Genomic DNA, 23,784 nt, shown 5'->3' with positions numbered 1-23,784 from the left:
TACACGTAAGAGATATTTGCGCTGAACTAAGTTTCAGCAATGCCTGCAAATTTCTCACGCAATTTATCTAGAGCACGTTTGTACCGCATTTTTGTCGCACTCAAACCCATGTGCATGATGTCTGCGATCTCCTGAAACTCCAGTTCTGCGACAAATCGTAGCACCAGAATTTCACGGTCAATCGGGTTCACATACACCAGCCAGCGATCGAGTCCGCCCTTCTCCTCGGGTTTCGGCGCCTTTTCTTCCGACGCTTCTTCCAGGGGGTCCAGACTCAAAGCGTCCATCAAGCGACGCTTGCGCCGTTCCTTCCGATACTGCGTGATGCATTCGTTGTAGGTGATGCTGTAAAGCCAGGTTTTGAACTTCGATTTCCCCTCGAAGTTCTTCAGGCCGTACAGCACCTTCAACATCACTTCCTGACAGACATCGTCTGCGTCGCGATCGTTCCCAAGATATCTCGCACAAACGTTAAATAATGTTCGCTGGTAACGCCGCATCAGCTCTTCATAGGCGCGCGTAACGTGAAACAGCTCGGTATGCGAGCGCGCGACCAACTCCTCATCAGAGAGCTCACGGGGGTCATAGCGCGTGGATAGCGTTTGGGCTTTATTCAAAACAAGTCGTGCCGACAGTCAGGTCAATGTCCGCCGCTACCCTCTCAGGGCATTTTGCGGCGGCATACATTAGCAGGGTTTGCCGGGTTAGCGGCTACTCACATGCTGTTCCAGCAGGATCCGATTGGAGAGTGAGACTAGCTCACCCTCATCGGTCAACAATGTGGTTTTAACCGTGCCGATCTCCTCGATCTGGCCTTCGACCTCACCAACACGCACTTGTTGCCCAACCTGATACAACTCACGCACATAGATTCCCGCAAGAATCTGACCGGCAATTTCCCGGCTGCCCAGCCCCATTGCCAGCGCAACCGCCAGACCAACGGTAATCAAAACGATGACGATCACATGGTTCAGCAGGTCGGTCTTGACCTCGAGCTGGCTGATTGCGACCGAGATGCTGATGATGATCACCAACCCTTGGGCAATTCGACCCAAACCCGAAGCGTAGTCCAGCCCTACGCCTTCTGCCGCCCCGCGCACCAGCCCGTTGGCCAGCTGAGCGAGCAAGACACCCACCAGCAGCACCAGGCCAGCGCCGAAAACCTTCGGCAAATACAACGCCAGCATGTCGAGCGTAGCTGAAACTCGCTCAAGCCCAAGAGACTCTGCCGCAGAAACCAGAAAAATCAGCAGAACGAACCAATAGACGATTTTGCCGATCAAGGTCGAAATCGGTACCTGCAAACCCGCCCGCGACATCAATTTGGTCAGTCCGGTGCCGCCCATCAGGCGATCAAGGCCCAGTTTGGCGAGCAATTTGGACAGCAAGGTATCGAGCAGCTTCGCCACCACGAAACCCAACAGCAGCACCACCAGGGCGCCGAACAGATTCGGAATGAAGTTGGCGACTTTGGTCCACAACGCAGTCATTGCAGTGACGAGGCTCTGAGTCCAGAGATCAAGTTCCATATTCAATCAGCCTTATCAGCAGTGCGGTCAGCAGGTTTACGAAGACGGGAAACCGGCGAGACGTGGGCCGATCCGTTATTCAGGGCGATCATCAGCGCGGGCAGCCAACGGCCCAGCAGGCTGAACAGATCACCGGCGCCAACCTGGCGGTTGGCGGTTTTGAGTACGCGGCCCAGGCACGCGTCGTCGTCGCGGCCGGACGGCGAGGCGTTGAGCATGTCGCGCAAAGACTGTTCAAACGGATCGTGCATACGCACCTCTCGTGATGTCTGTGAAAGACGCGGGCAGATTTGGTCGGGTCACATGCGCCATCTTCATACCCAGCGCAAACGACGGAATAACCACCACTGACCGCAGGCCAGGGCGAGTACCGTCAGACAGGCAATCAGGAAACCATAAGGGCTGCTGGAGAACGGGATACCGCCGACGTTTATGCCCAGCAGACCGGTGATGAAACTCATCGGCAAAAAGATGCAGGTGATGATCCCGAAGCGGTACATGGTGCGATTCATGCGCTCGCTCAAACGCCGGTCTTCGGCCTCCAGCACAAGCCCCACGCGCTCTCGGGTCAATTCGAGCTCTTCGAGATAGCGGGTCAGGCTGTTGTTGAGTTCGTTCCAGTAATCGGCATCGTCATCGACAAACCACGGCAGTTTTATCCGCGTGAGTTGTCCGAAAATATCCCGCTGCGGTGCAAGAAAACGCTTTAGTCCGGCCGCCCGACGACGGATGTGCAAAATGGCGCCATGCTCGGGAGTATACCGTTCGTCGGCATCCATCTTTTCTTCTTCCTCATCGGCGATTTCCGAGAGGCAAGTGACCAGATCCTGCACCTTGTTGGTGAGGAACTGCGCCAGATAAAGAATGAGTTCGGAGGAAGTTTTCGGGCCTTTGCCGTCCGCCAGTTGAGCCAGCAACTCATCGGTGGCACGCAATGGACGCAGACGCAGGGAGATCACACGTTGGGCGCTAGCAAAAATCCGCACCGAAACCATGTCTTCAGGTTCAGCCCCCGGATTGAGATTGACCCCGCGCAGAAACAGCAGCAGCTCGGAATCGGGCAACGGCAACAGGCGCGGACGGGTGTTCTCTTCCAGCAGCAGGTCGCAGGTGAACTCGTTGAGTCCACTGGACCGACGCAGCCAGGTCTGGGTTTGCGGATGGCTGCGATCCCAGTGCAGCCACAGGCTTTCATGCGCCTGCAGCTGCAAATCGTCGAGCTCGGTCCGGGCTATCGAACGCGCACCGCCTTTACCGTCCAGCACCAGGGCGTGCACCAGCCCCCATTGCGCGTTTTCTTCCTCGAACATCCGCATCCCTTGGTCGTACCGCAGTTTATTCAGGCATCTTCAGCGGACTCGGCGAGACGATCACGCCGTTGTTGTCCGCATAAATGTACTGGCCGGGGTGAAACGTCACGCCCGCGAAGGTCACCGGGACGTTGAGGTCGCCGATGCCGCGTTTTTCAGTCTTCTTTGGATGGCTGGCCAGGGCCTGAACGCCCAGATCGGTCTGCGCGATCACGTCAACGTCACGGATGCAGCCGTAGATCACCAGCCCTTCCCAGCCGTTTTTCGCAGCTTTCTCGGCGATCATGTCGCCCAGCAGTGCACAACGCAGCGAACCGCCGCCATCGACCACCAGCACCTTGCCATTGCCCTGGTGTTCGGCTTGTTCTTTGACCAGCGAGTTGTCTTCGAAGCATTTGATGGTCACGATTTCGCCGCCGAAGGAGTCACGGCCGCCGAAATTGCTGAACATCGGTTCCAGCACCTGCACCAGCTCCGGATAGGCGTCGCACAGGTCAGGCGTGAGGTAATGGTTCATCGAAAAACTCCTGTAACAAGGAAGACGATCAAGGATGTCGCACTCTGTTGAAACGAGTCCCGGCGGTCGCTGTTTACCTTAGTTCATGCAATGGTCGCTGAACGAACCTGAACAATTGCTGAAACGTAATAGCTAAACAGCCACTAAATATGACCAGAATTGCACAATGCGTCATATCTTAGCCGCAAGCCGATCTGAACGAAATGGCCTTTTCAGCGCCTGCAGCTCAAACCGCCGCGGCCAGGTCCGGTTTCTCGCCCAGCAGTGGCGTGTGCTGATCCTGCAGCCAGCGCGCAACCAGTGGCCAGACTTCGGCCTGCGCCGCTTTGCTGACCAGCATCTCGACATGCCCGAAGTTGTCGCTAAAGCCCTGCTCACGCCCCAGGTTGACGAACTGTTTGTGCTCGGAACCGATTTGCTCGAACAGCTTGCGACAGGCCCACGCCGGGTCCTGATGATCTCCCGCTGCCGTCACCGCCAGCACCGGCACCTGAACCTCGGCGAGACCGGCCCACCAATCCTTGTCCTTGTCGCCAAAACGGCCGAACAGGCCGTACCAGCGCATGCTTTCCAGCGCCAGACCGATCGGCTCGTCTTCCGGACCGCGCTTGAGACGCGAGCCGGACAATTGCGCGAAACGCTTGAGAATGAAGCGCCCGCTCCACTCCACTGGCGGGATCTTCAGCGGCCAGTAGGTGCGGCTGACCTGGGTACCGAAAAACGCCGCCGAGGCCACGGCCGGCTCGCCAAGGTATTCGCCGCCGAGCGCCGCCGCCAGGGTGATGCCGCCCAGCGAATGGCCGATCCAGTGCGGCACCTGCCCGCTCTGCTCGCGCACGAACGCGGCAATCGCCGGCAGATCGTAACGGGCGTAGTCAGCCACACGATTGCGACGGTAATCCTCATTGCGCTGCGACAGGCCGTGGCCGCGCATCTCCGGGATCCACACGTCGTAGCCCAGACGCGTGAGATACGCGCCCAATCCCAGGCCCTTGGGGGAAAACCAGAAACGCCGGTTGGAGAAACTGCCGTGCAGCAAGATCACCGGCACGCCACGGGACGCCGGTTCATCGGCCATGCCCAAGCGGGTCACGGCGATTTCCACGGACCAGTCCGGGCTGTTACCGGGTTTCAAGCGATACACGTCTTCGCTCAGATCACCGCGACGTTCGGCGCTGATCAGGGCGACGGGAAATAGGTTGCTGCTGCTTTGCATAATGCTCTTGCACAAAAAAGGGCGGCATCTACAGGAGCCCGCCCTACTTGAATTTCAAGGCTCCGCCCCCCCGAAGGGAGCGGGCCGTTCACATACTGATCAGGCCTGCGCCTGACCTTCCGCCAGGAAGAACCAGGTTTCCAGCACGGTGTCCGGGTTCAGCGACACGCTTTCGATGCCCTGCTCCATCAGCCACTTGGCCAGATCAGGGTGGTCGGACGGCCCCTGACCGCAGATACCGATGTATTTGCCGGCCTTGTTGCACGCAGCAATCGCATTGGCCAACAGCTTCTTGACCGCCGGATTACGCTCGTCGAACAGGTGCGCGATGATACCGGAGTCGCGGTCCAGGCCCAGTGTCAGCTGAGTCAGGTCGTTGGAACCGATCGAGAAACCGTCGAAGAATTCGAGGAATTCCTCAGCAAGGATCGCGTTGGAGGGCAATTCGCACATCATGATCACGCGCAGACCGTTGTCGCCGCGCTTCAAGCCGTTTTCGGCCAGCAGATCGACAACCTGGCTCGCTTCGCCGAGGGTACGGACGAACGGCACCATGATTTCGACGTTGGTCAGGCCCATCTCGTTGCGTACACGCTTCAGCGCGCGGCATTCGAGTTCGAAGCAGTCACGGAACGATTCGCTGATATAACGCGAAGCGCCACGGAAGCCCAGCATCGGGTTCTCTTCTTCCGGCTCGTAGAGCTTGCCGCCGATCAGGTTGGCGTATTCGTTGGACTTGAAGTCCGACAGACGCACGATGACTTTCTTCGGTGCAAACGCAGCCGCGAGGGTGCTGATGCCTTCAACCAGTTTCTCGACATAGAAGCCGACCGGATCGTCGTAACCGGCGATACGCTTGTCGACGCTGTCCTTGATTTCCTGCGGCAGACCGTCGTAGTTCAACAGCGCTTTCGGGTGGACGCCGATCATGCGGTTGATGATGAATTCCAGGCGGGCCAGGCCGACACCGGCGTTCGGCAGCTGCGCGAAGTCGAAGGCGCGGTCCGGGTTGCCGACGTTCATCATGATCTTGAACGGCAGCTCTGGCATGGCGTCGACGGAGTTCTTCTTGATGTCGAAGCCCAGTTCGCCTTCGAAGATGTAACCGGTGTCGCCTTCGGCGCAGGACACGGTCACGCCCTGGCCATCCTTCAGCAACTGAGTGGCGTTGCCGCAACCCACGACCGCCGGAATGCCCAGCTCGCGAGCGATGATCGCTGCGTGGCAGGTACGACCGCCACGGTTGGTGACGATGGCGCTGGCGCGTTTCATCACCGGTTCCCAATCCGGGTCGGTCATATCGGACACGAGGACGTCGCCCGGCTGGACTTTGTCCATCTCGGACACGTCCTTGATGATGCGCACTTTGCCGGCGCCGATGCGCTGGCCAATCGCACGACCTTCGACCAGCACGGTGCCGGTTTCTTTCAACAGGTAACGTTCCATGACGTTGGCCTGGGTGCGGCTCTTCACGGTTTCCGGACGGGCCTGCACGATGTACAGCTTGCCGTCGTCACCGTCCTTGGCCCACTCGATGTCCATCGGGCAGCCATAGTGCTTCTCGATGATCATCGCTTGCTTGGCCAGCTCGCTGACTTCAGCGTCGCTCAGACAGAAACGCGCGCGCTCGGCCTTGTCGACATCGACGGTCTTGACCGAACGACCGGCCTTGGCCTCGTCGCCGTAGATCATCTTGATCGCCTTGCTGCCCAGGTTGCGCCGCAGGATCGCCGGACGACCGGCCTCCAGCGTGCCCTTGTGCACGTAGAATTCGTCCGGGTTCACCGCGCCTTGTACAACGGTTTCGCCCAGGCCGTAGGCGCCGGTGATGAACACCACATCACGGAAACCGGATTCGGTATCGAGGGTGAACATCACGCCGGCAGTGCCGGTTTCCGAACGCACCATGCGCTGCACGCCAGCCGACAGGGCGACCAGTTTGTGGTCGAAGCCCTGGTGCACGCGGTAGGAAATCGCACGGTCGTTGAACAGCGAAGCGAACACCTCTTTGGCAGCGCGGATAACGTTTTCCACGCCACGGATGTTCAGGAAGGTTTCCTGCTGACCGGCAAACGAGGCATCCGGCAAGTCTTCGGCGGTGGCGGAAGAACGCACGGCCACGGCCACGTCAGGGTTACCGGCCGACAGCGCGGCGAACGCGGTGCGGATCTCGGTGTTCAGTTTTTCAGGGAATTCGGCGTCCATGATCCATTGGCGGATCTGCGCGCCGGTCTTGGCCAGCGCATTGACATCGTCGACGTCCAGGGCGTCGAGAGCCTTGTGGATCTGATCGTTGAGGCCGCTCAGTTCGAGAAAGTCGCGATAGGCCTGCGCGGTGGTGGCAAAGCCGCCGGGGACCGACACACCGGCACCCGCCAGGTTGCTGATCATCTCGCCCAGGGATGCGTTCTTGCCCCCCACATGCTCAACATCGTGTTTGCCGAGCTTATCGAGGGAAACTACGTACTCTACCAAGGTGATCTCTCCACTAACTGTGTTGGAAAAGCTCAGAAACCGGCAGCTCGGGGGAGCGTTGGCCGGTTGTATGGCCTGGACCTGGAAAATAAGTGAGAATGCGGGCCAATGGCGGCCGACAAATCGCGCCTATCATATCCAAGATTGATGACTAGCTTAAGGCCCAAGGTGCAAATGAAACGATCTGCTTTCTTTATCTCCGATGGCACCGGCATCACCGCCGAAACCCTGGGTCAAAGCCTTCTGGCGCAGTTCGAAAACATTACCTTCACCAAGCTCACGCGGCCGTATATCGACAACGCGGACAAAGCGCGGGCCATGGTACAACAAATCAACAAAGCCGCTGAAACCGACGGCTTTCGGCCGATTATCTTCGACACCATCGTCAATCAGGACATTCGTGAGATTCTCGCGACCTCCAATGGTTTCATGATCGACATTTTCTCGACCTTCCTCGCCCCTCTCGAACAGGAACTGACCGAGCATTCGTCCTACACCGTCGGCAAGTCCCATTCGATCGGGCACAACTCCAATTATATGGAGCGCATCGAGGCGGTGAACTTTGCCCTCGACAATGACGACGGCGCGCGTACCCACTATTACGACAAGGCCGACCTGATACTAGTGGGCGTGTCGCGTTGTGGTAAGACGCCGACGTGCCTGTACATGGCGATGCAATTCGGCATCCGCGCCGCCAACTATCCGCTGACCGAAGACGACATGGAGCGCCTGACCCTGCCGTCCGCGCTGCGCGCCCACCAGCACAAGCTGTTCGGCCTGACCATCGACCCGGATCGCCTCACCGCAATCCGCAACGAGCGCAAGCCCAACAGCCGCTATTCGAGCTACGCCCAGTGCGAATTCGAAGTGCGCGAAGTGGAAAACCTGTTCCGCCGCGAGAACATTCCGCACATCAACTCCACGCATTTTTCGGTGGAAGAGATTTCGGCGAAGATTCTGGTGGAGAAAGGTGTGGAGCGGCGCTTCAAGTAGTTTTGTCGTGTCTGACAAGACGCCATCGCGGGCAAGCCACGCTCCCCCAGGGCTTTGTTGTGAATACAAAACCTGCAGGCGCCCAAAACCCTGTGGCAGCGGGCTTGCCCGCGATGAACGATTACACGGTCTCGGTCAATGCCCTGGCCAGGGCCTCGAACCCGCCGAGCAACAACCGATCATCCCCCACCGAATTGCACACACTCGCCCGAATAAACTGCGGCACTGCGGCATGCCCGACCGCAAACGCCTCGGCGGTGGACACCAAATAACTGTTTTCCTTCAGTTCCGCCGCAATCTGCGACGCGCGCCATGCCTCTGGCACTTCGATCCAGAAATGCGGGCTGTGGACGTGAGTCCGGTACACCAGGTCGGTCAGTGCGGGGCTGACCAACGCCTTGCGCCGGCCGATTTCACTGATTTGTTCGTTGAGCAGTTGGGTGGCAATGCCGCTTTCGATCCAGCGGCAGGCCACTTCCATTGCCAACGGATTGGCCATCCAGCACGTCCCGCGAATGGCTGAATTCAATCGCCCGAGCAACGCGTGCGGCGCGTGCAGGTAACCGACACGCAGCCCGGCCGAAACTACTTTGCTCAGGCTCCCGATCAGCACCGAGCGTTCTGCGGCAAACGCACTCAGGGGCAACGGTCGCTGGCGATCCAGCAGCGCATGCGCCTCGTCCTCGAAAATCAGCAGATTGTGTTGCCGGCAGATTTCGGCAATGGCTTCGCGCCGTGGCACCGACATCACCGCCGCCGTAGGATTCTGGATGGTAGGCGTGCAATACAACGCCGACACCCGATGCTGTCGGCAGACGTCCTCCAGCGCTGACGGCAACAAGCCTTCGGCATCCATGGCGACACCGATCAGTTTGATCCCGAGTTGGCGTGCGACGCTGATCAACCCCGGGTAGGAAAGATGCTCGGTGACCACGGTGTCACCGGCCTTGAGCAAGCCCATCAAAGCGCACAGCAGTCCGTGCTGACCACCGTTGACGCACAGCACCTGGTTGGCATCCGCCTGAAATGCCCCATGGCTCAGCCAGTAAGCCCCCGCCTGCCGATGCCGGGGCAAGCCGCTCTCGGCGGTGTACCCGGTCAACTGCTGCAAGCTGTGCGAATCGTTGGCCAACGCCTGCAGCGTCAGACTCATGAACGCGCTTTCCTGCCCGGGAATTGGCTGATTCCGACTCATGTCGAAGCAGGCCCGCGGCTCTTCGCTGACATTGCGAAACCCCTTGTCCCGCAAACGCTCCAGGCCGCGCTCACGCACGTAAGTGCCATCGCCGACACGCGCCACCACCCGCCCGACCCGCTCCAGCTCGCCATAAGCGCGACTGATGGTGCCGATGGTCACACCCAGGCTGTCAGCCAACAGCCTGTGCGGCGGCAATTTCGCGCCGGCGGCGATCACGCCTTCGGCTATGGCGCGTTCCACCGCATCCGCCAGCCGCTTGTACTTCACGCCGACGCCATTGGCGAGACCGTCACGCAGGATTGACACCGTGGCAATACTTATTTTGACAGTCATTGTCGCCCCGAATAGCGTGCTGAAAACAGGTGCAATCAGGGATAGCCCTTTTCACCCACGAGGTCAATTCCTCTGCTGCGGAGCACAATGCATGTCGACTGTCATCAGCACGCCATTGAATGCCAGCAAACCCTGGCTCGCCGGATTGTTCACCTGCACGCTGTTTCTGATCGTCTGCCTGAGCTGGGGTACCACCTGGCTGGGGATCAAGATTGCCGTGGAAAGTGTGCCGCCGCTGACGGCTGCTGGCCTGCGTTTTCTGATTGCCTTTCCGCTGTTCCTGAGCTTTGCCGTGTGGCGCAAGGAGCCGCTGCTGTTCCCACGGCAAAGCCGCTGGTTTTTCCTGTTTGTCACGCTGTCGTATTTCAGCCTGCCGTACTACTTGCTCAACTACGGCGAGTTGCATGTTTCGTCGGGCCTGACCGCGCTGCTGTTCAGCTGCATGCCGGTGTTTATCCTGGTGTTTTCCTCGCTGTTTCTGCGCGAGAAAATCCTCCCGACACAAATGCTCGGTATCGCCATCGGTTTCGCCAGCCTGTACATGATCATTCGCAGCCAGGGCCTGCATCTGGATCAAGCGGAATGGCTCGGCGTACTGGCGATTCTGTGTGCGGCGATCCTGCATGCGCTGTGCTACGTGGTGACCAAGCAACACGGCAGCGCAATCAGCGTGATCACCTACAACACCCTGCCGATCGGCATCGCCGGACTGATGTTATTGATTGTCGGATTAAACCTGGAAACACCGGTCTTCAAGGACATCAGCGCACGCTCCTGGGGCGCCCTGCTCTACCTCGGACTGGTGGCGTCGGTAGGCGGCTTTATCGTGTATTTCATCCTGCTCAAACGCCTGAGCCCGGTGCTGCTGTCGTTCGTGTTCATCATCTTCCCGGTGTTCGCCCTGCTCATCGGCGCCAGGTACGAAGGCACGCCGATCTCCCGGGACCTGATGCTGTACTCGGCAATCCTGCTCGCCGGTTTCGCGATCACCAAGCTGCCGCTTAAACGCTGATTCCCCCACAATCATTGAACATCGGAGGTTCAAATGTCGGTCCACACCCTGGAAACCCTGAGCCTGTTTAACGCAGAACCTTATCGGCGCGATTTCAGCGCGCGGGTGATCGCTGTGGTCGATCAGGCTGTGGTGCTCGAACATACGCTGTTCTATCCCAGCGGTGGCGGGCAGCCGGGAGACAGTGGCCACTTCAGCCTCGCGGACGGTACCCGGATTGATGTCACCGGCACCCTGCGCGACCCGGCGCTGCCGTCGATCATCTGGCATCAGGTGGCGCAATGTCCGCCGCACCTTGGCGTCGGCACCCAGCTCAACGCCAGCCTCGACTGGCAGCGGCGTTACCAGCACATGAAAATGCACACTTGCCTGCATCTGCTGGGCGCGCTGATCAATGCGCCGGTCACCGGTTGCAGCATCAGCGCCGACAAGGGCCGGCTGGATTTCGACCTGCCGGACATGACCCTCGACAAGGACCGCATCACCCACGATCTCAACGCGCTGATCGCACAGGCCTGCGCGGTCAACGTCCTGAGCCTGCCGGCCGCGGAATATCCTGCGCTGCTGGAAAGGATCGGCAGCAAGACCACCCGGCCAGCGGCGATCCAGGGCGATCTGCGGGTAATTGAGGTGGCGGGCGTTGACATTCAGCCGTGTGGTGGCACACACGTACTCAATACCCGCGAAATCGGCCGGGTGTATTGCGAAAAAATCGAGAAGAAAAGCCAACACAACCGCCGGGTGATCCTGCGTTTTGCCACCGATGACGCGGCATCCTCTGGATGAGAATTTCTTCACTCAAAACCGACACAGTCTTTACGTCCTTGTAACATCTGGAAATATGCAATCCGCGCAAGCAGCGCATGCGGACTACCCCCCCCCGATGCGCACGCCCTCCCGGCCTGTCGAAAGCAACAGGCCGTTCAGCCTGGAGGATGCCGAGGGCTGCCTTTAGCCCTCGGCAACTCTGGCGCCGCACCTAAATCACAAACAGATCGACAAAGCGATTGACCGGGGTGGCTTCGAGCATTGGCTGATCCTTGCACAGGGCGAAGATCTGGTGGCTGCGCTGACCGGTGAAGCGTGTTGCCAGGTTGGCCTTGAACTTGTCTTCCAGTAACGGAATGCCTTCGGCACGACGGCGACGGTGGCCGATCGGATATTCGACCACCACGTTCTCGGTGCTGGAACCGTCCTTGAAAAACACCTGTACCGCGTTGGCAATCGAGCGTTTGTCGGGCTCCAGATACTCGCGGGTGAAACGCGGGTCTTCGACGATGACCATCTTCTCGCGCAGCACGTCGATGATCGGGTGCGCGGCGTGGAAGTCGTCCTCGTAATGCTCGGCCACCAGATTGCCGAATGCCAGTGGCACGGCGGTCATGTACTGGAGGCAGTGATCGCGGTCGGCGGCGTTGGCCAGCGGCCCGACCTTGGAAATGATGCGAATCGCCGACTCGTGGGTGGTGATGACGATGCGGTCGATGTCATGCAAGCGGTTGCGCACCAACGGATGCAATGCCACCGCCGCTTCGCAGGCCGTTTGCGCGTGGAACTCGGCGGGGAAGCTGATCTTGAACAGCACGTTTTCCATGACATAGCTGCCGTAGGGTCGCGAGAAACTGAAGGCGCGTCTGTTCTCAGGCTTGAGCGCCAGATCGTTATTGGTGTGGCTGAACGACACGTCATAGAAGCCCCACTGTCTGGCCGTCAACACCCCGGGAATGCCCATCTCACCTCTTAGGGCGATGTCGGCCAGACGAACGCCACGACTGGTTGCATCCCCTGCCGCCCAGGATTTGCGCGAACCGGCATTTGGCGCGTGGCGATAGGTGCGCAGCGCCTGGCCATCGGCGAAGGCATGGGACAACGCCGACAACAATTGCTCGCGATTGGCGCCCATCAGTTTCGCGGTGACGGCGGTCGAAGCGACTTTCACCAGCAGAACGTGGTCGAGTCCGACGCGGTTGAAGGCGTTTTCCAGGGCGATCACGCCTTGAATCTCATGGGCCATGATCATCGCTTCGAGCACGTCACGCATTGTCAGCGGTGCCTCACCGTTGGCAATGCGCTTTTGCGACAGATGATCGGCCACCGCGAGAATTCCGCCGAGGTTGTCCGACGGATGCCCCCATTCGGCCGCGAGCCAGGTGTCGTTGTAATCGAGCCAGCGCACGATGCAACCGATGTCCCACGCGGCTTTCACCGGATCGAGGCGATACGACGTGCCGGGCACGCGCGCGCCGAACGGCACGACGGTGCCTTCGACGAGCGGGCCAAGGTGTTTGGTGCATTCGGGAAAACGCAGCGCCAGCAGGCCACAGCCCAGGGTATCCATCAGGCAGTTGCGGGCGGTGGCGAGGGCTTCGGCAGACTCGATGTTGAAGGTGAGGACGTAATCGGCGATGTCCTGCAGGACACGGTCGTAGTCGGGGCGGTTGTTCAGGTCGACGTTGGCGCTCATGTTCGATTCACTCTGGCAGTGTTCGTTGATGGGACCTCGGTTCAGGGCTAACTGTTTTCTTATGGTTGAAATGCAATCCACTGCAGGAGTGAGCCTGCTCGCGATGGCGCTGTGTCAGGCAACGTTGACGTTGAATGTCAGTCCACTATCGCGAGCAGGCTCACTCCTGCAGTTTGGTTCGGTGTTGGCTCAGAAAGAGTCGCCGGGGATGCGCACGTAGCCTTCCATCAGCACCCGTGCACTGCGGCTCATGATGGCTTTCTTCACCACCCACTCACCGTTTTCCAGACTGGCCTCGGCGCCGACGCGCAGGGTCCCGGACGGATGACCGAAACGCACGGCGTTGCGTTCAACGCCACCCGCTGCGAGATTCACCAGTGTCCCGGAAATCGCCGCCGCCGTGCCGATCGCCACCGCCGCCGTGCCCATCATCGCGTGGTGCAACTTGCCCATCGACAGCGCACGCACCAGCAAATCCACATCAGCGGCCGCAATCGCCTTGCCACTGGACGCAACGTAATCCGCAGGCTTGGCGACGAACGCGACTTTCGGCGTGTGCTGCCGCTTGGCGGCCTCATCCAGACTGGAAATCAGGCCCATGCGCAGCGCACCGTAGGCGCGGATGGTTTCGAACATCTGCAGCGCTTTCGGATCGCTGTTGATCGCGCTTTGCAGCTCGGTGCCGGTGTAGCCGATGTCTTCGGCGTTGACGAAAATCGTCGGGATCCCGGCGTTGATCATGGTCGCCTGGAACGTGCCAATGCCCGGCACCTCAAGCTGATCGACCAGGTTGCCGGTGGGGAACATCGAACCGCCGCCGCCCTCTTCTTCCGCCGCCGGGTCCATGAATTCGACCTGCACTTCGGCCGCCGGAAAAGTCACGCCGTCGAGTTCGAAATCACCGGTTTCCTGCACCTCACCGTTGGTGATCGGCACGTGAGCGATGATGGTCTTGCCGATGTTGGCCTGCCACACGCGCACCACCGCCACGCCGTTGTACGGAATGCGGCTGGCATCGACCAGACCATGGCTGATGGCGAACGAACCGACCGCCGCCGAGAGGTTGCCGCAGTTGCCGCTCCAGTCCACGAACGGCTTGTCGATGGACACCTGACCGAACAGGTAATCGACGTCGTGATCGGCCTTGATGCTTTTCGACAGGATCACGGTTTTGCTGGTGCTCGAGGTGGCACCGCCCATGCCGTCGATCTGCTTGTCGTACGGGTCGGGGCTGCCGATCACCCGCAGTAGCAAGGCGTCGCGGGCCGGGCCGGGAATCTGCGCGGCTTCAGGCAGATCCTTGAGGCTGAAAAACACGCCTTTGCTGGTACCGCCGCGCATGTAGGTGGCGGGGATTTTGATCTGTGGTGCGTGAGCCATGGTTGCTCCTCAAAAGACCAAGGGACTTATCATCCCTCGGTCGCTTAACTGGTTTAAACGGCAGCCGCCGACTCTTCGAGGAAGTCCTGGGCGAAGCGCTGCAACACGCCGCCGGCCTCATAGATCGACACTTCTTCAGCGGTATCGAGGCGGCAGGTCACCGGCACTTCGACACGCTCGCCGTTGTTGCGATGGATCACCAGCGTCAGGTCGGCGCGTGGCGTGCGGGCGCCGATCACGTCGTAGGTTTCGCTGCCGTCGATGGCCAGGGTGTGGCGGTCGGTGCCGGGTTTGAACTCCAGCGGCAACACCCCCATGCCCACCAGGTTGGTGCGGTGGATGCGCTCGAAACCTTCGGCGACAATCGCTTCAACGCCTGCCAGGCGCACGCCCTTGGCCGCCCAGTCACGGGACGAACCCTGGCCGTAATCGGCACCGGCAATGATGATCAGCGGCTGCTTGCGCTCCATATAGGTTTCGATGGCTTCCCACATGCGCATCACTTTGCCTTCCGGCTCCACTCGCGCCAGGGAACCCTGTTTGACCTTGCCGTTTTCCACGACCATTTCATTGAACAGTTTCGGGTTGGCAAAGGTCGCGCGTTGCGCAGTCAGGTGGTCACCCCGGTGCGTGGCGTAGGAGTTGAAGTCCTCTTCCGGCAGGCCCATTTTCGCCAGGTATTCGCCAGCGGCGCTGTCGAGCATGATCGCGTTGGAGGGCGACAGGTGATCGGTGGTGATGTTGTCCGGCAGCACCGCCAGCGGGCGCATGCCCTTGAGCGGACGGGCCCCGGCCAGCGCGCCTTCCCAGTACGGCGGACGGCGGATGTAGGTGCTCATCTCGCGCCAGTCGTACAGCGGCGTGACTTTCGGGCCGGTGTCTTCGTGAATGGCGAACATCGGAATGTAGACCTGACGGAACTGCTCCGGCTTCACCGACGACTTCACCACCGCGTCGATTTCTTCGTCGCTCGGCCAGATGTCTTTCAGGCGGATTTGCTTGCCGTCGACCACGCCCAGCACGTCCTTCTCGATGTCGAAACGGATGGTGCCGGCAATGGCGTAAGCGACCACCAGCGGCGGCGAAGCGAGGAACGCCTGCTTGGCGTACGGGTGAATGCGGCCGTCGAAGTTACGGTTGCCGGAGAGCACTGCAGTCGCGTAAAGATCGCGGTCGATGATCTCTTGCTGGATCACCGGATCGAGTGCGCCGGACATGCCGTTGCAAGTGGTGCAGGCGAACGCGACGACACCGAAACCCAGTTGCTCCAGCTCCGTGGTCAGCCCCGCTTCATCGAGGTACAGCGCGACGGTTTTCGAGCCCGGCGCCAGCGAGGATTTGACCCACGGCTTGCGGGTCAGGCCGAGTTTGTTGGCATTGCGCGCCAGCAGGCCGGCGGCAATCACGTTGCGCGGGTTGCTGGTGTTGGTGCAACTGGTGATGGCGGCGATGATCACTGCGCCGTCAGGCATTTGCCCCGGCACGTCATCCCACTGCCCGGAGATGCCTTTGGCCGCCAGATCCGCCACCGCGACGCGGGCGTGCGGGTTGCTCGGGCCGGCCATGTTGCGCACCACCGACGACAGGTCGAACGTCAGGCCGCGCTCGTATTGCGCGCCTTTCAGGCTGTCGGCCCACAGGCCGTTGAGCTTGGCGTACTGCTCGACCAGTTGCACTTGCTGATCTTCGCGACCGGTGAGTTTCAGGTAGTCGATGGTCTGCTGGTCGATGTAGAACATCGCCGCGGTGGCGCCGTATTCCGGGGCCATGTTGGAGATGGTCGCGCGGTCGCCGAGGGTCAGCGCCGAGGCGCCTTCACCGAAGAACTCCAGCCAGGCACCGACGACTTTCTGTTTACGCAGGTATTCGGTCAGTGCCAGCACCATGTCGGTGGCGGTGATGCCCGGTTGCAGCTTGCCGGTCAGTTCGACGCCGACGCTTTCCGGCAGGCGCATCCACGAGGCGCGGCCGAGCATCACGCTTTCGGCTTCGAGGCCGCCGACGCCGATGGCAATCACGCCCAGCGCATCGACGTGCGGGGTGTGGCTATCGGTGCCGACGCAGGTGTCAGGGAACGCCACGCCGTCGCGCACCTGGATCACCGGGGACATTTTCTCCAGGTTGATCTGGTGCATGATGCCGTTGCCCGGCGGGATCACGTCGACGTTCTTGAAGGCCTTTTTGGTCCAGTTGATGAAGTGGAAACGGTCTTCGTTGCGCCGGTCTTCGATGGCGCGGTTCTTCTCGAACGCCTGCTTGTCAAAACCGCCCGCCTCCACCGCCAGCGAGTGGTCGACGATCAGTTGCGTCGGCACCACCGGGTTGACCTGCGCCGGGTCACCGCCCTGCAAGGCGATCGCGTCACGCAGGCCAGCGAGGTCGACCAGTGCGGTCTGGCCAAGAATGTCGTGGCACACCACGCGCGCCGGGAACCACGGGAAGTCGAGGTCGCGTTTACGCTCGATCAGTTGTTTGAGGGAATCGGTGAGCGTGGCCGGATCGCAGCGACGCACGAGGTTTTCCGCCAACACGCGGGAGGTGTACGGCAGGGTGTCGTAGCTGCCGGGCTGAATCGCCTCGACCGCCGCACGGACGTCGAAGTAATCCAGGGAACTGCCGGGCAGGTTCTTGCGGAATGCTGTGTTCATCGGGTCAGGACTCGGGTCACGGTGGTTTCAAGAGGTGGGGCCGGACACTGACCTTGAAATTCACACTGAACCCTGTGGGAGCTGGCTTGCCAGCGATAGCGGTGGGTCAGTCGACATCAATGTTGGATGTGACTCGGTCATCGCTGGCAAGCCAGCTCCCACAGGGTCTTCGGTGAACATCGAGATTAGTGATCGGCCCTCACCATTCAGCGACGTTCGATTGGCACGAACTTGCGCTGTTCTACGCCGATGTACTCGGCGCTCGGACGGATGATGCGGTTGTTGGCGCGCTGTTCGAACACGTGGGCGGCCCAGCCGGTCAGGCGCGAGCAGACGAAGATCGGCGTGAACAGCTTGGTCGGGATGCCCATGAAGTGGTACGCCGAGGCATGGTAGAAGTCGGCGTTAGGGAACAGTTTCTTCTGCTCCCACATGGTCTTGTCGATGGCTTCGGAGACCGGGAACAGCACCTTGTCACCGACTTCGTCAGCGAGTTTTTTCGACCAGCCCTTGATCACCTCGTTGCGCGGATCGCTGTCCTTATAGATCGCGTGGCCGAAGCCCATGATCTTGTCCTTGCGCTCAAGCATGCCGAGGGTGCCCTTGATCGCCTCTTCCGGCGACGAGAAGCGTTCGATCATTTCCATCGCCGCTTCGTTGGCGCCGCCGTGCAGCGGGCCACGCAGCGAACCGATGGCGGCCGTGACGCAGGAATACAGGTCAGACAGGGTCGACGCGCAGACCCGGGCGGTAAAGGTCGAGGCGTTGAATTCATGTTCGGCGTAAAGAATCAGCGACACGTTCATCACTTTGACGTGGAGTTCACTCGGCTTCTTGTCGTGCAGCAGGTGCAGGAAGTGGCCGCCGATGGTTGGCTCGTCGCTGACGCAGTTGATGCGCTTGCCGTCGTGGCTGAAGCGATACCAGTAGCACATGATCGCCGGGAACGCCGCCAGCAGGCGGTCGGTCTTGTCGCGCTGTTCGGAGAAGTCTTTCTCCGGCTCGATATTGCCGAGGAACGAGCAACCAGTGCGCATCACGTCCATCGGGTGGGCGTCGGCGGGAATGCGTTCGAGCACCTCTTTCAGTGCTTGCGGCAGGTCGCGCAGCTTGCTCAGCTTTTGCTGGTAGGCGTCGAGTTGTGCCTGGGTCGGCAGCTCTCCGTACAGCAGCAGGTAAGCCACTTCTTCGAACTGCGCGTCTGCCGCCAGTTCACGCACGTCGTAGCCGCGATAGGTCAGCCCGGCACCGGCCTGGCCCACGGTGGACAGTGCGGTTTGCCCGGCCACCTGGCCACGGAGCCCGGCGCCACTGAGTACTTTTGCTTCGGCCATTGCTGTCTCCAATCTTCTTGAATTTGTAGGGAAACTTGTAGGAGCGAGCCTGCTCGCGAAGGTGGCTGGAACACCTCGGCACATCAGGAACACCGCGTTATCGTTAACGCCCATCGCGAGCAGGCTCGCTCCCACAGGGGTGTTGGTCAGCCTTTCTTTTGTGCAAACAACGCATCGAGCTTCTGCTCGAAGGTGTGGTAGTCGATGCGGTCGTAAAGCTCCATGCGAGTCTGCATGGTGTCGATGACATTCTGCTGCGTGCCATCACGGCGGATCGCGGTGTAGACGTTTTCCGCCGCCTTGTTCATCGCGCGGAACGCCGACAGCGGGTAAAGCACCAGCGACACATCCGCTCCCGCAAGCTGCTCGGTGGTGTACAGCGGCGTCGCGCCGAACTCGGTGATGTTGGCGAGGATCGGTGCCTTCACGCGGCTGGCGAACAGTTTGTACATCTCCAGTTCGGTGATGGCTTCCGGGAAGATCATGTCGGCGCCGGCCTCGATGCACGCGGCGGCGCGATCCAGAGCCGATTCCAGGCCTTCCACCGCGAGCGCATCGGTACGCGCCATGATCACGAAGCTGTCGTCGGTACGGGCATCGACGGCGGCCTTGATGCGATCGACCATTTCCTGCTGGCTGACGATTTCCTTGTTCGGACGGTGGCCACAGCGCTTGGCACCGACCTGGTCTTCGATGTGAATCGCCGCCGCGCCGAACTTGATCATCGACTTGACGGTGCGCGCCACGTTGAACGCCGACGAACCGAAACCGGTATCCACATCCACCAGCAGCGGCAGGTCGCAGACATCGGTGATACGACGCACGTCGGTCAGCACGTCATCCAGGCCGGTGATGCCCAGGTCCGGCACACCGAGCGAACCTGCAGCGACGCCGCCACCGGACAGGTAGATCGCTTTGAAGCCGGCGCGCTTGGCCAGCAGCGCGTGGTTGGCGTTGATCGCGCCGACCACTTGCAAGGGATGCTCGCTGGCGACCGCATCGCGGAAACGCTGGCCTGGAGTGTTCTGCTTGGAACTCATGACTCACCTCGTTCAGTGGCTGTCTTATTGTCGGCGCCGTCCTGGTAATGACGGGCGATGTTGCGTTTCGAGGCGCCGATGTGGCGGCGCATCAACAATTCCGCGAGCTCGCCGTCACGGTCGGCGATGGCATCGAGAATCCGGTGGTGTTCGGCAAAGGCCTGACGCGGGCGGTTCGGCGTGGTGGAAAACTGGATGCGGTACATGCGCACCAGTTGGTACAACTCGCCGCAGAGCATCTGGGTCAGGGTGCGATTGCCGCTGCCCTGGATGATCCGGTAATGGAAGTCGAAATCGCCTTCCTGCTGGTAGTAGCCGACGCCGGCCTGAAACGCCGCATCGCGCTCATGGGTTTCCAGCACCCGGCGCAGTTCGTCGATGTCTTCGACGCTCATGCGTTCGGCCGCCAGACGGCAGGCCATGCCTTCGAGGGACTCGCGGATTTCGTAGAGTTCGAGCAGTTCGGCGTGGCTGAGCGACACCACTCGGGCGCCGACGTGCGGTACCCGCACCAGCAGGCGCTGGCCTTCGAGCCGATGAATGGCCTCTCGCAGCGGCCCACGGCTGATGCCGTAGGTGCGCGCCAGCTCCGGCTCGGAGATCTTGCTGCCCGGGGCGATCTCACCCTTGACGATGGCCGCCTGGATGCGTCGGAAGACGTTTTCCGAGAGCGTCTCGGAATCGTCGCCGCTGATGACCGGGGGATCGAGTTGATCCAGCATGATTGTCGACACCTTTAAATCCAATGCGGCAAAAACTAGCCAATTCACCCGCATCCGTCAAAGGATAAATACACATTGTCGACAATCGTCTAATAACCACAGCCAATGGTCCTTGTGATCAGCCAATCACCTGTGGGAGCAGAAGCCCCAGGGTTATAGACCGCCGCAGGCGCTGGCGCCATAAAACCACCGTGCTAGAATGCCGCCCGCATTTGCTGGCCATTTGTACGGCTTGTCATAAAAAGCTGATAGGCACACGAAGGTGCTGGCGCAGGCAGGAAAGCCTGCTGCCAAGCCCTTGAACCGAGAACGGAACGCTGCGCACCAGGATTTATGAGACTCAAGCCCTTCCCCACCTTTTTTGCTCTGTTTTGCCTGCCCGGCCTCGCCGCAGCGGGGGAAAAAACCGTGTACGGCCTTAACGAATACGCGTCGCTCGATGGCATCAATCTGGAAGTCGCGGCCAAACTCGACACCGGTGCGAAAACCGCATCACTGAGCGCCCGCGACATCAAACGCTTCAAACGCAACGGCGAGTCGTGGGTACGCTTTTATCTGGCGATCGACGCCGCGCATTCGCACCCGATCGAACGGCCGCTGGCGCGGGTCAGCAAGATCAAGCGCCGCGCCGGCGACTACGACCCGGAAGAAGGCAAAAAGTACACTGCCCGCCCGGTGATCGAGCTGGACATCTGCATGGGTTCGGCTTTGCGCAGCATCGAAGTGAACCTGACCGACCGTAGTGCGTTCCAATACCCGCTTTTGATTGGCTCCGAGGCGCTGAAACGCTTCGATGCGCTGGTCGATCCCAGTCTTAAATACGCTGCCGGCAAACCCGCCTGCACCATCGCCGCTCATACCGCCGAGTAATTTCCATGCGTTCTCTAACCTTCCACCTGAAAATCCTGATCACCATTCTGGTGTTGCTGGGCGTTTCGGTTACGGCCTATCAGATTTTCGTGCTCGGGATTCCGGTGACCGAAGACGCCACCGACGACTTGTGGAACATCGACGCCAAGGTCGAGTTCGTCGCCAGCACCAAGGATCCGGTGAAGATCCAGATGTTCGTGCCGCCCCTGAGCCGCGACTACGTCAGCCTCAACGAAAGCTTCATTTCCAATAACTATGGCGTCGCCGTCAACCGCGTCGACGGCAACCGCAAGGTCACCTGGTCGGCGCGCCGGGCCAAGGGCAACCAGACCCTTTATTACCGTCTGGTGCTGACCAAGCGCTACACCGCCGAAAAAACCAAGATCAAAGGCCCGACCTTCCGCGACAGCATCGCCATCGAAGGCCCGGAAAAAATCGCCGCCGAAGCCCTGCTCGCACCGATCCGCCAGCACTCGGCCGACGTCGAAACCTTTATTGGCGAGGCGATCAAGCGGGTCAACAACGTCAACGACGACAACGTCAAACTGCTGCTGGCCGGCGACCCGTCGACGCCACACAAGGCGAAGATCGTCGAGTTGCTGCTGTCCATCGCCCACGTGCCGGTGGAAAAAGTCCACACCATCCGCCTCGTTGCCGATCAACCGCAAACCCCGGAACTGTGGCTGCGCAGCTTCAACGGCAACGACTGGCTGTACTTCAACCCGGAAACCGGCGAGCAAGGCCTGCCGACCGACCGTCTGCTGTGGTGGACCGGTGACGAGAACCTGATTACCGTCGACGGCGGCAAGAAAGCCAACGTGACCTTCAGCCTGAACAACAGCGAGATGAACGCGATTCGTCTGGCCAAGCTGACGGACGAAAACACCGACGCCAACTTCCTCGAATACTCGCTGTACGGCCTGCCGCTGCAGACTCAACAGACGTTCATGATCATGGTGATGATCCCGATCGGCGTGCTGGTGATCCTGATCCTGCGCAACCTGATCGGCCTGCAGACCCTCGGCACGTTCACCCCGGTGCTGATTGCCCTGGCCTTCCGCGAAACGCAGCTGGGCTTCGGCATTCTGCTGTTTACCGTGATCACCGCGCTGGGCCTGTCGTTACGTTCGTATCTGGAACACTTGAAGCTGCAAATGCTCCCACGCCTGTCGGTGGTGCTGACCTTTGTCGTGGTGTTGATCGCGGCCATCAGCCTGTTCAGTCACAAGCTCGGCCTGGAGCGCGGCTTGTCTGTTGCGTTGTTCCCGATGGTGATTCTGACCATGACCATCGAACGCCTGTCGATCACCTGGGAAGAACGTGGCGCCAGCCATGCGATGAAAGTGGCGATCGGTACGTTGTTTGCCGCCTCGCTGGCACACCTGATCATGACCGTGCCGGAGCTGGTGTACTTCGTGTTCACCTTCCCGGCGATCCTGCTGATCATGGTCGGTTTCATGCTGGCGATGGGTCGCTATCGCGGCTACCGCCTGACTGAACTGGTGCGTTTCAAGGCATTCGTCAACAAGGCTGATCACTGATGTTCGGTTTCTGGAAGACCTGGAAGGCTCTGGAGGCGCGGGGCATCATGGGCATCAATCGGCGTAACGCCGACTACGTGCTCAAGTACAACAAGCGCAGCCTGTACCCGATCGTCGATGACAAGATCATCACCAAGGAGCGCGCCATCGCAGCCGGCATTCATGTGCCGGAGCTGTATGGCGTGATTTCCACGGAGAAGGAAATCGACAAGCTCGACGCGATCATCGGCGGGCACAATGACTTCGTGATCAAGCCGGCCCAGGGTGCCGGCGGTGACGGCATCATCGTCATCGCCGACCGCTTCGAGGGCCGCTATCGCACGGTCTCGGGCAAGATCCTCGCCCACGAAGAACTCGAGCACCACATCTCGAGCATTCTCACCGGTCTGTATTCGCTGGGCGGTCACCGCGACCGTGCACTGATCGAATACCGAGTGACCCCGGATCAGATCTTCAAAAGCATCAGTTACGAAGGCGTGCCGGACATTCGCATCATCGTGCTGATGGGCTACCCGGTGATGGCCATGCTGCGCTTGCCGACCCGCCAGTCCGGCGGCAAGGCCAACCTCCACCAGGGCGCCATCGGCGTCGGTGTCGATCTGGCCACCGGCCTGACCCTGCGCGGCACCTGGCTGAACAACATCATCAACAAACACCCCGACACCACCAACGCGGTGGATGGCGTGCAACTGCCCTACTGGGACGGTTTCATGAAACTCGCCGCCGGCTGCTACGAGCTGTGCGGGCTGGGTTACATCGGTGTGGACATGGTGCTGGATCAGGAGAAAGGCCCGCTGATTCTGGAGCTGAACGCGCGGCCGGGGCTGAATATCCAGATCGCCAACGATTGCGGGCTGACCCAGCGTACGCATGCGGTCGAGGCGCACCTGGAAGCGCTGAAGGCGCGTGGGGTGACGGAGTCGGTTGAGGAACGAGTGGCGTTTACCCAGGAAATGTTTGGGCATATTCCTGCTGTGGAAGGCTGAAAAGCCCCTCACCCTAGCCCTCTCCCAAAGGGAGAGGGGACTGACCGAGGTGGATGCTGGAAATACGCCGACCTGAAAGTCTTGAGTCGAACTCAAGCTTTGAAAAGCATGAAGATCTGCTCCCTTCCCCCTCGCCGCCTTGAGCGAGAGGGGACTGACCGAAGTGGATGCTGGAAATACGCCGACCTGAAAGTCTTGAGTCGAACTCAGGCTTTG

At 60.3% G+C, this 23,784-nt stretch carries 20 protein-coding genes; 6 read left to right on the top strand and 14 right to left on the bottom strand.

Translation table 11 applies throughout. The features are described 5' to 3' along the window. Window positions 1–26: 26 nt before the first annotated feature. From sigX to ppsA, 7 genes are all read right to left on the bottom strand, one after another. Window positions 27–617 (bottom strand): RNA polymerase sigma factor SigX, encoded by a 591-nt coding sequence (gene sigX, locus HV782_RS10065; protein ID WP_011333251.1) that lies wholly within the window; start codon window positions 615–617, stop codon window positions 27–29. Window positions 618–704: 87 nt separating this feature from the next. Continuing rightward, complete coding sequence (locus tag HV782_RS10060; RefSeq protein ID WP_123463635.1) at window positions 705–1,529, bottom strand: mechanosensitive ion channel family protein; 825 nt, start codon at window positions 1,527–1,529, stop codon at window positions 705–707. A gap of 2 nt (window positions 1,530–1,531) precedes the next feature. Continuing rightward, window positions 1,532–1,780 (bottom strand): CrfX protein, encoded by a 249-nt coding sequence (locus HV782_RS10055; RefSeq protein ID WP_128616021.1) that lies wholly within the window; start codon window positions 1,778–1,780, stop codon window positions 1,532–1,534. 63 nt (window positions 1,781–1,843) lie between these two features. Continuing rightward, entirely contained in the window at window positions 1,844–2,839 is a 996-nt protein-coding gene (cmaX, locus tag HV782_RS10050) for a divalent cation transporter CmaX (RefSeq protein ID WP_123463639.1), read from the bottom strand. A 25-nt stretch (window positions 2,840–2,864) separates the two neighbouring features. Continuing rightward, window positions 2,865–3,356, bottom strand: a complete 492-nt coding sequence (gene rraA, locus HV782_RS10045; RefSeq protein ID WP_128616022.1) for a ribonuclease E activity regulator RraA — start codon at window positions 3,354–3,356, stop codon at window positions 2,865–2,867. 226 nt (window positions 3,357–3,582) lie between these two features. Next, complete coding sequence (locus HV782_RS10040; RefSeq protein ID WP_123463643.1) at window positions 3,583–4,572, bottom strand: alpha/beta fold hydrolase; 990 nt, start codon at window positions 4,570–4,572, stop codon at window positions 3,583–3,585. A gap of 99 nt (window positions 4,573–4,671) precedes the next feature. After that, entirely contained in the window at window positions 4,672–7,047 is a 2,376-nt protein-coding gene (ppsA, locus tag HV782_RS10035) for a phosphoenolpyruvate synthase (protein WP_186744811.1), read from the bottom strand. Between the two features lie 174 nt (window positions 7,048–7,221). On the opposite strand from ppsA, the gene ppsR reads away from it, so the two are divergent. Beyond that, window positions 7,222–8,040 carry a posphoenolpyruvate synthetase regulatory kinase/phosphorylase PpsR gene (gene ppsR / locus HV782_RS10030; protein ID WP_123463647.1) on the top strand — a complete coding sequence of 273 codons (819 nt, stop codon included), beginning with the start codon at window positions 7,222–7,224 and terminating at the stop codon, window positions 8,038–8,040. 121 nt (window positions 8,041–8,161) lie between these two features. Here ppsR and HV782_RS10025 read toward each other — a convergent pair whose 3' ends face one another. Then, window positions 8,162–9,571, bottom strand: coding sequence for an aminotransferase-like domain-containing protein (locus HV782_RS10025; protein WP_186744813.1), 1,410 nt, complete (start codon window positions 9,569–9,571; stop codon window positions 8,162–8,164). A gap of 91 nt (window positions 9,572–9,662) precedes the next feature. Here HV782_RS10025 and HV782_RS10020 point away from each other — a divergent pair, with 91 nt between their 5' ends. Continuing rightward, complete coding sequence (locus HV782_RS10020; RefSeq protein ID WP_186744815.1) at window positions 9,663–10,583, top strand: DMT family transporter; 921 nt, start codon at window positions 9,663–9,665, stop codon at window positions 10,581–10,583. Between the two features lie 33 nt (window positions 10,584–10,616). After that, window positions 10,617–11,369, top strand: a complete 753-nt coding sequence (locus HV782_RS10015) for an alanyl-tRNA editing protein (protein ID WP_186744817.1) — start codon at window positions 10,617–10,619, stop codon at window positions 11,367–11,369. A 193-nt stretch (window positions 11,370–11,562) separates the two neighbouring features. Here HV782_RS10015 and prpD read toward each other — a convergent pair whose 3' ends face one another. The 6 genes from prpD to HV782_RS09985 all read right to left on the bottom strand — a co-directional run bounded on the left by prpD (window position 11,563) and on the right by HV782_RS09985 (window position 20,168). Further along, a complete protein-coding gene (gene prpD / locus HV782_RS10010; protein WP_186744819.1) occupies window positions 11,563–13,047 on the bottom strand; it encodes a 2-methylcitrate dehydratase in 1,485 nt (494 codons plus the stop codon). A 189-nt stretch (window positions 13,048–13,236) separates the two neighbouring features. After that, a complete protein-coding gene (prpF, locus tag HV782_RS10005; RefSeq protein WP_186744821.1) occupies window positions 13,237–14,427 on the bottom strand; it encodes a 2-methylaconitate cis-trans isomerase PrpF in 1,191 nt (396 codons plus the stop codon). A 53-nt stretch (window positions 14,428–14,480) separates the two neighbouring features. Continuing rightward, the gene (gene acnD / locus HV782_RS10000) at window positions 14,481–17,075 is read right to left on the bottom strand and encodes a Fe/S-dependent 2-methylisocitrate dehydratase AcnD (protein WP_123463660.1); all 2,595 of its coding nucleotides are present in this window, start codon (window positions 17,073–17,075) and stop codon (window positions 14,481–14,483) included. Between the two features lie 206 nt (window positions 17,076–17,281). Further along, a complete protein-coding gene (prpC, locus tag HV782_RS09995; RefSeq protein ID WP_128615305.1) occupies window positions 17,282–18,409 on the bottom strand; it encodes a bifunctional 2-methylcitrate synthase/citrate synthase in 1,128 nt (375 codons plus the stop codon). Between the two features lie 146 nt (window positions 18,410–18,555). Then, window positions 18,556–19,449, bottom strand: a complete 894-nt coding sequence (gene prpB, locus HV782_RS09990; protein WP_123463664.1) for a methylisocitrate lyase — start codon at window positions 19,447–19,449, stop codon at window positions 18,556–18,558. Further along, window positions 19,446–20,168, bottom strand: a complete 723-nt coding sequence (locus HV782_RS09985) for a GntR family transcriptional regulator (RefSeq protein WP_174377155.1) — start codon at window positions 20,166–20,168, stop codon at window positions 19,446–19,448. The genes prpB and HV782_RS09985 overlap by 4 nt, the downstream gene beginning before the upstream one ends. Before the next feature lie 336 nt (window positions 20,169–20,504). Here HV782_RS09985 and rloA point away from each other — a divergent pair, with 336 nt between their 5' ends. Genes rloA through HV782_RS09970 form a run of 3 tightly spaced genes read left to right on the top strand, consistent with a single transcriptional unit; the run spans window position 20,505 to window position 23,568 of the window. Then, the gene (gene rloA, locus HV782_RS09980; RefSeq protein ID WP_007916436.1) at window positions 20,505–21,041 is read left to right on the top strand and encodes a retropepsin-like aspartic peptidase RloA; all 537 of its coding nucleotides are present in this window, start codon (window positions 20,505–20,507) and stop codon (window positions 21,039–21,041) included. Window positions 21,042–21,046: 5 nt separating this feature from the next. Further along, the gene (gene rloB / locus HV782_RS09975; protein WP_123463666.1) at window positions 21,047–22,582 is read left to right on the top strand and encodes an osmotic stress tolerance membrane protein RloB; all 1,536 of its coding nucleotides are present in this window, start codon (window positions 21,047–21,049) and stop codon (window positions 22,580–22,582) included. Then, on the top strand, window positions 22,582–23,568 hold the full coding sequence (locus HV782_RS09970) for an alpha-L-glutamate ligase-like protein (RefSeq protein ID WP_123463668.1): 987 nt from the start codon (window positions 22,582–22,584) through the stop codon (window positions 23,566–23,568). Before rloB ends, HV782_RS09970 begins: the two co-directional genes overlap by 1 nt. Window positions 23,569–23,784: the final 216 nt, after the last annotated feature.

It is taken from the genome of Pseudomonas monsensis (assembly GCF_014268495.2).
GTDB lineage: Bacteria > Pseudomonadota > Gammaproteobacteria > Pseudomonadales > Pseudomonadaceae > Aquipseudomonas > Aquipseudomonas monsensis.
This window is presented reverse-complemented; position numbering and strand designations above follow the sequence as displayed.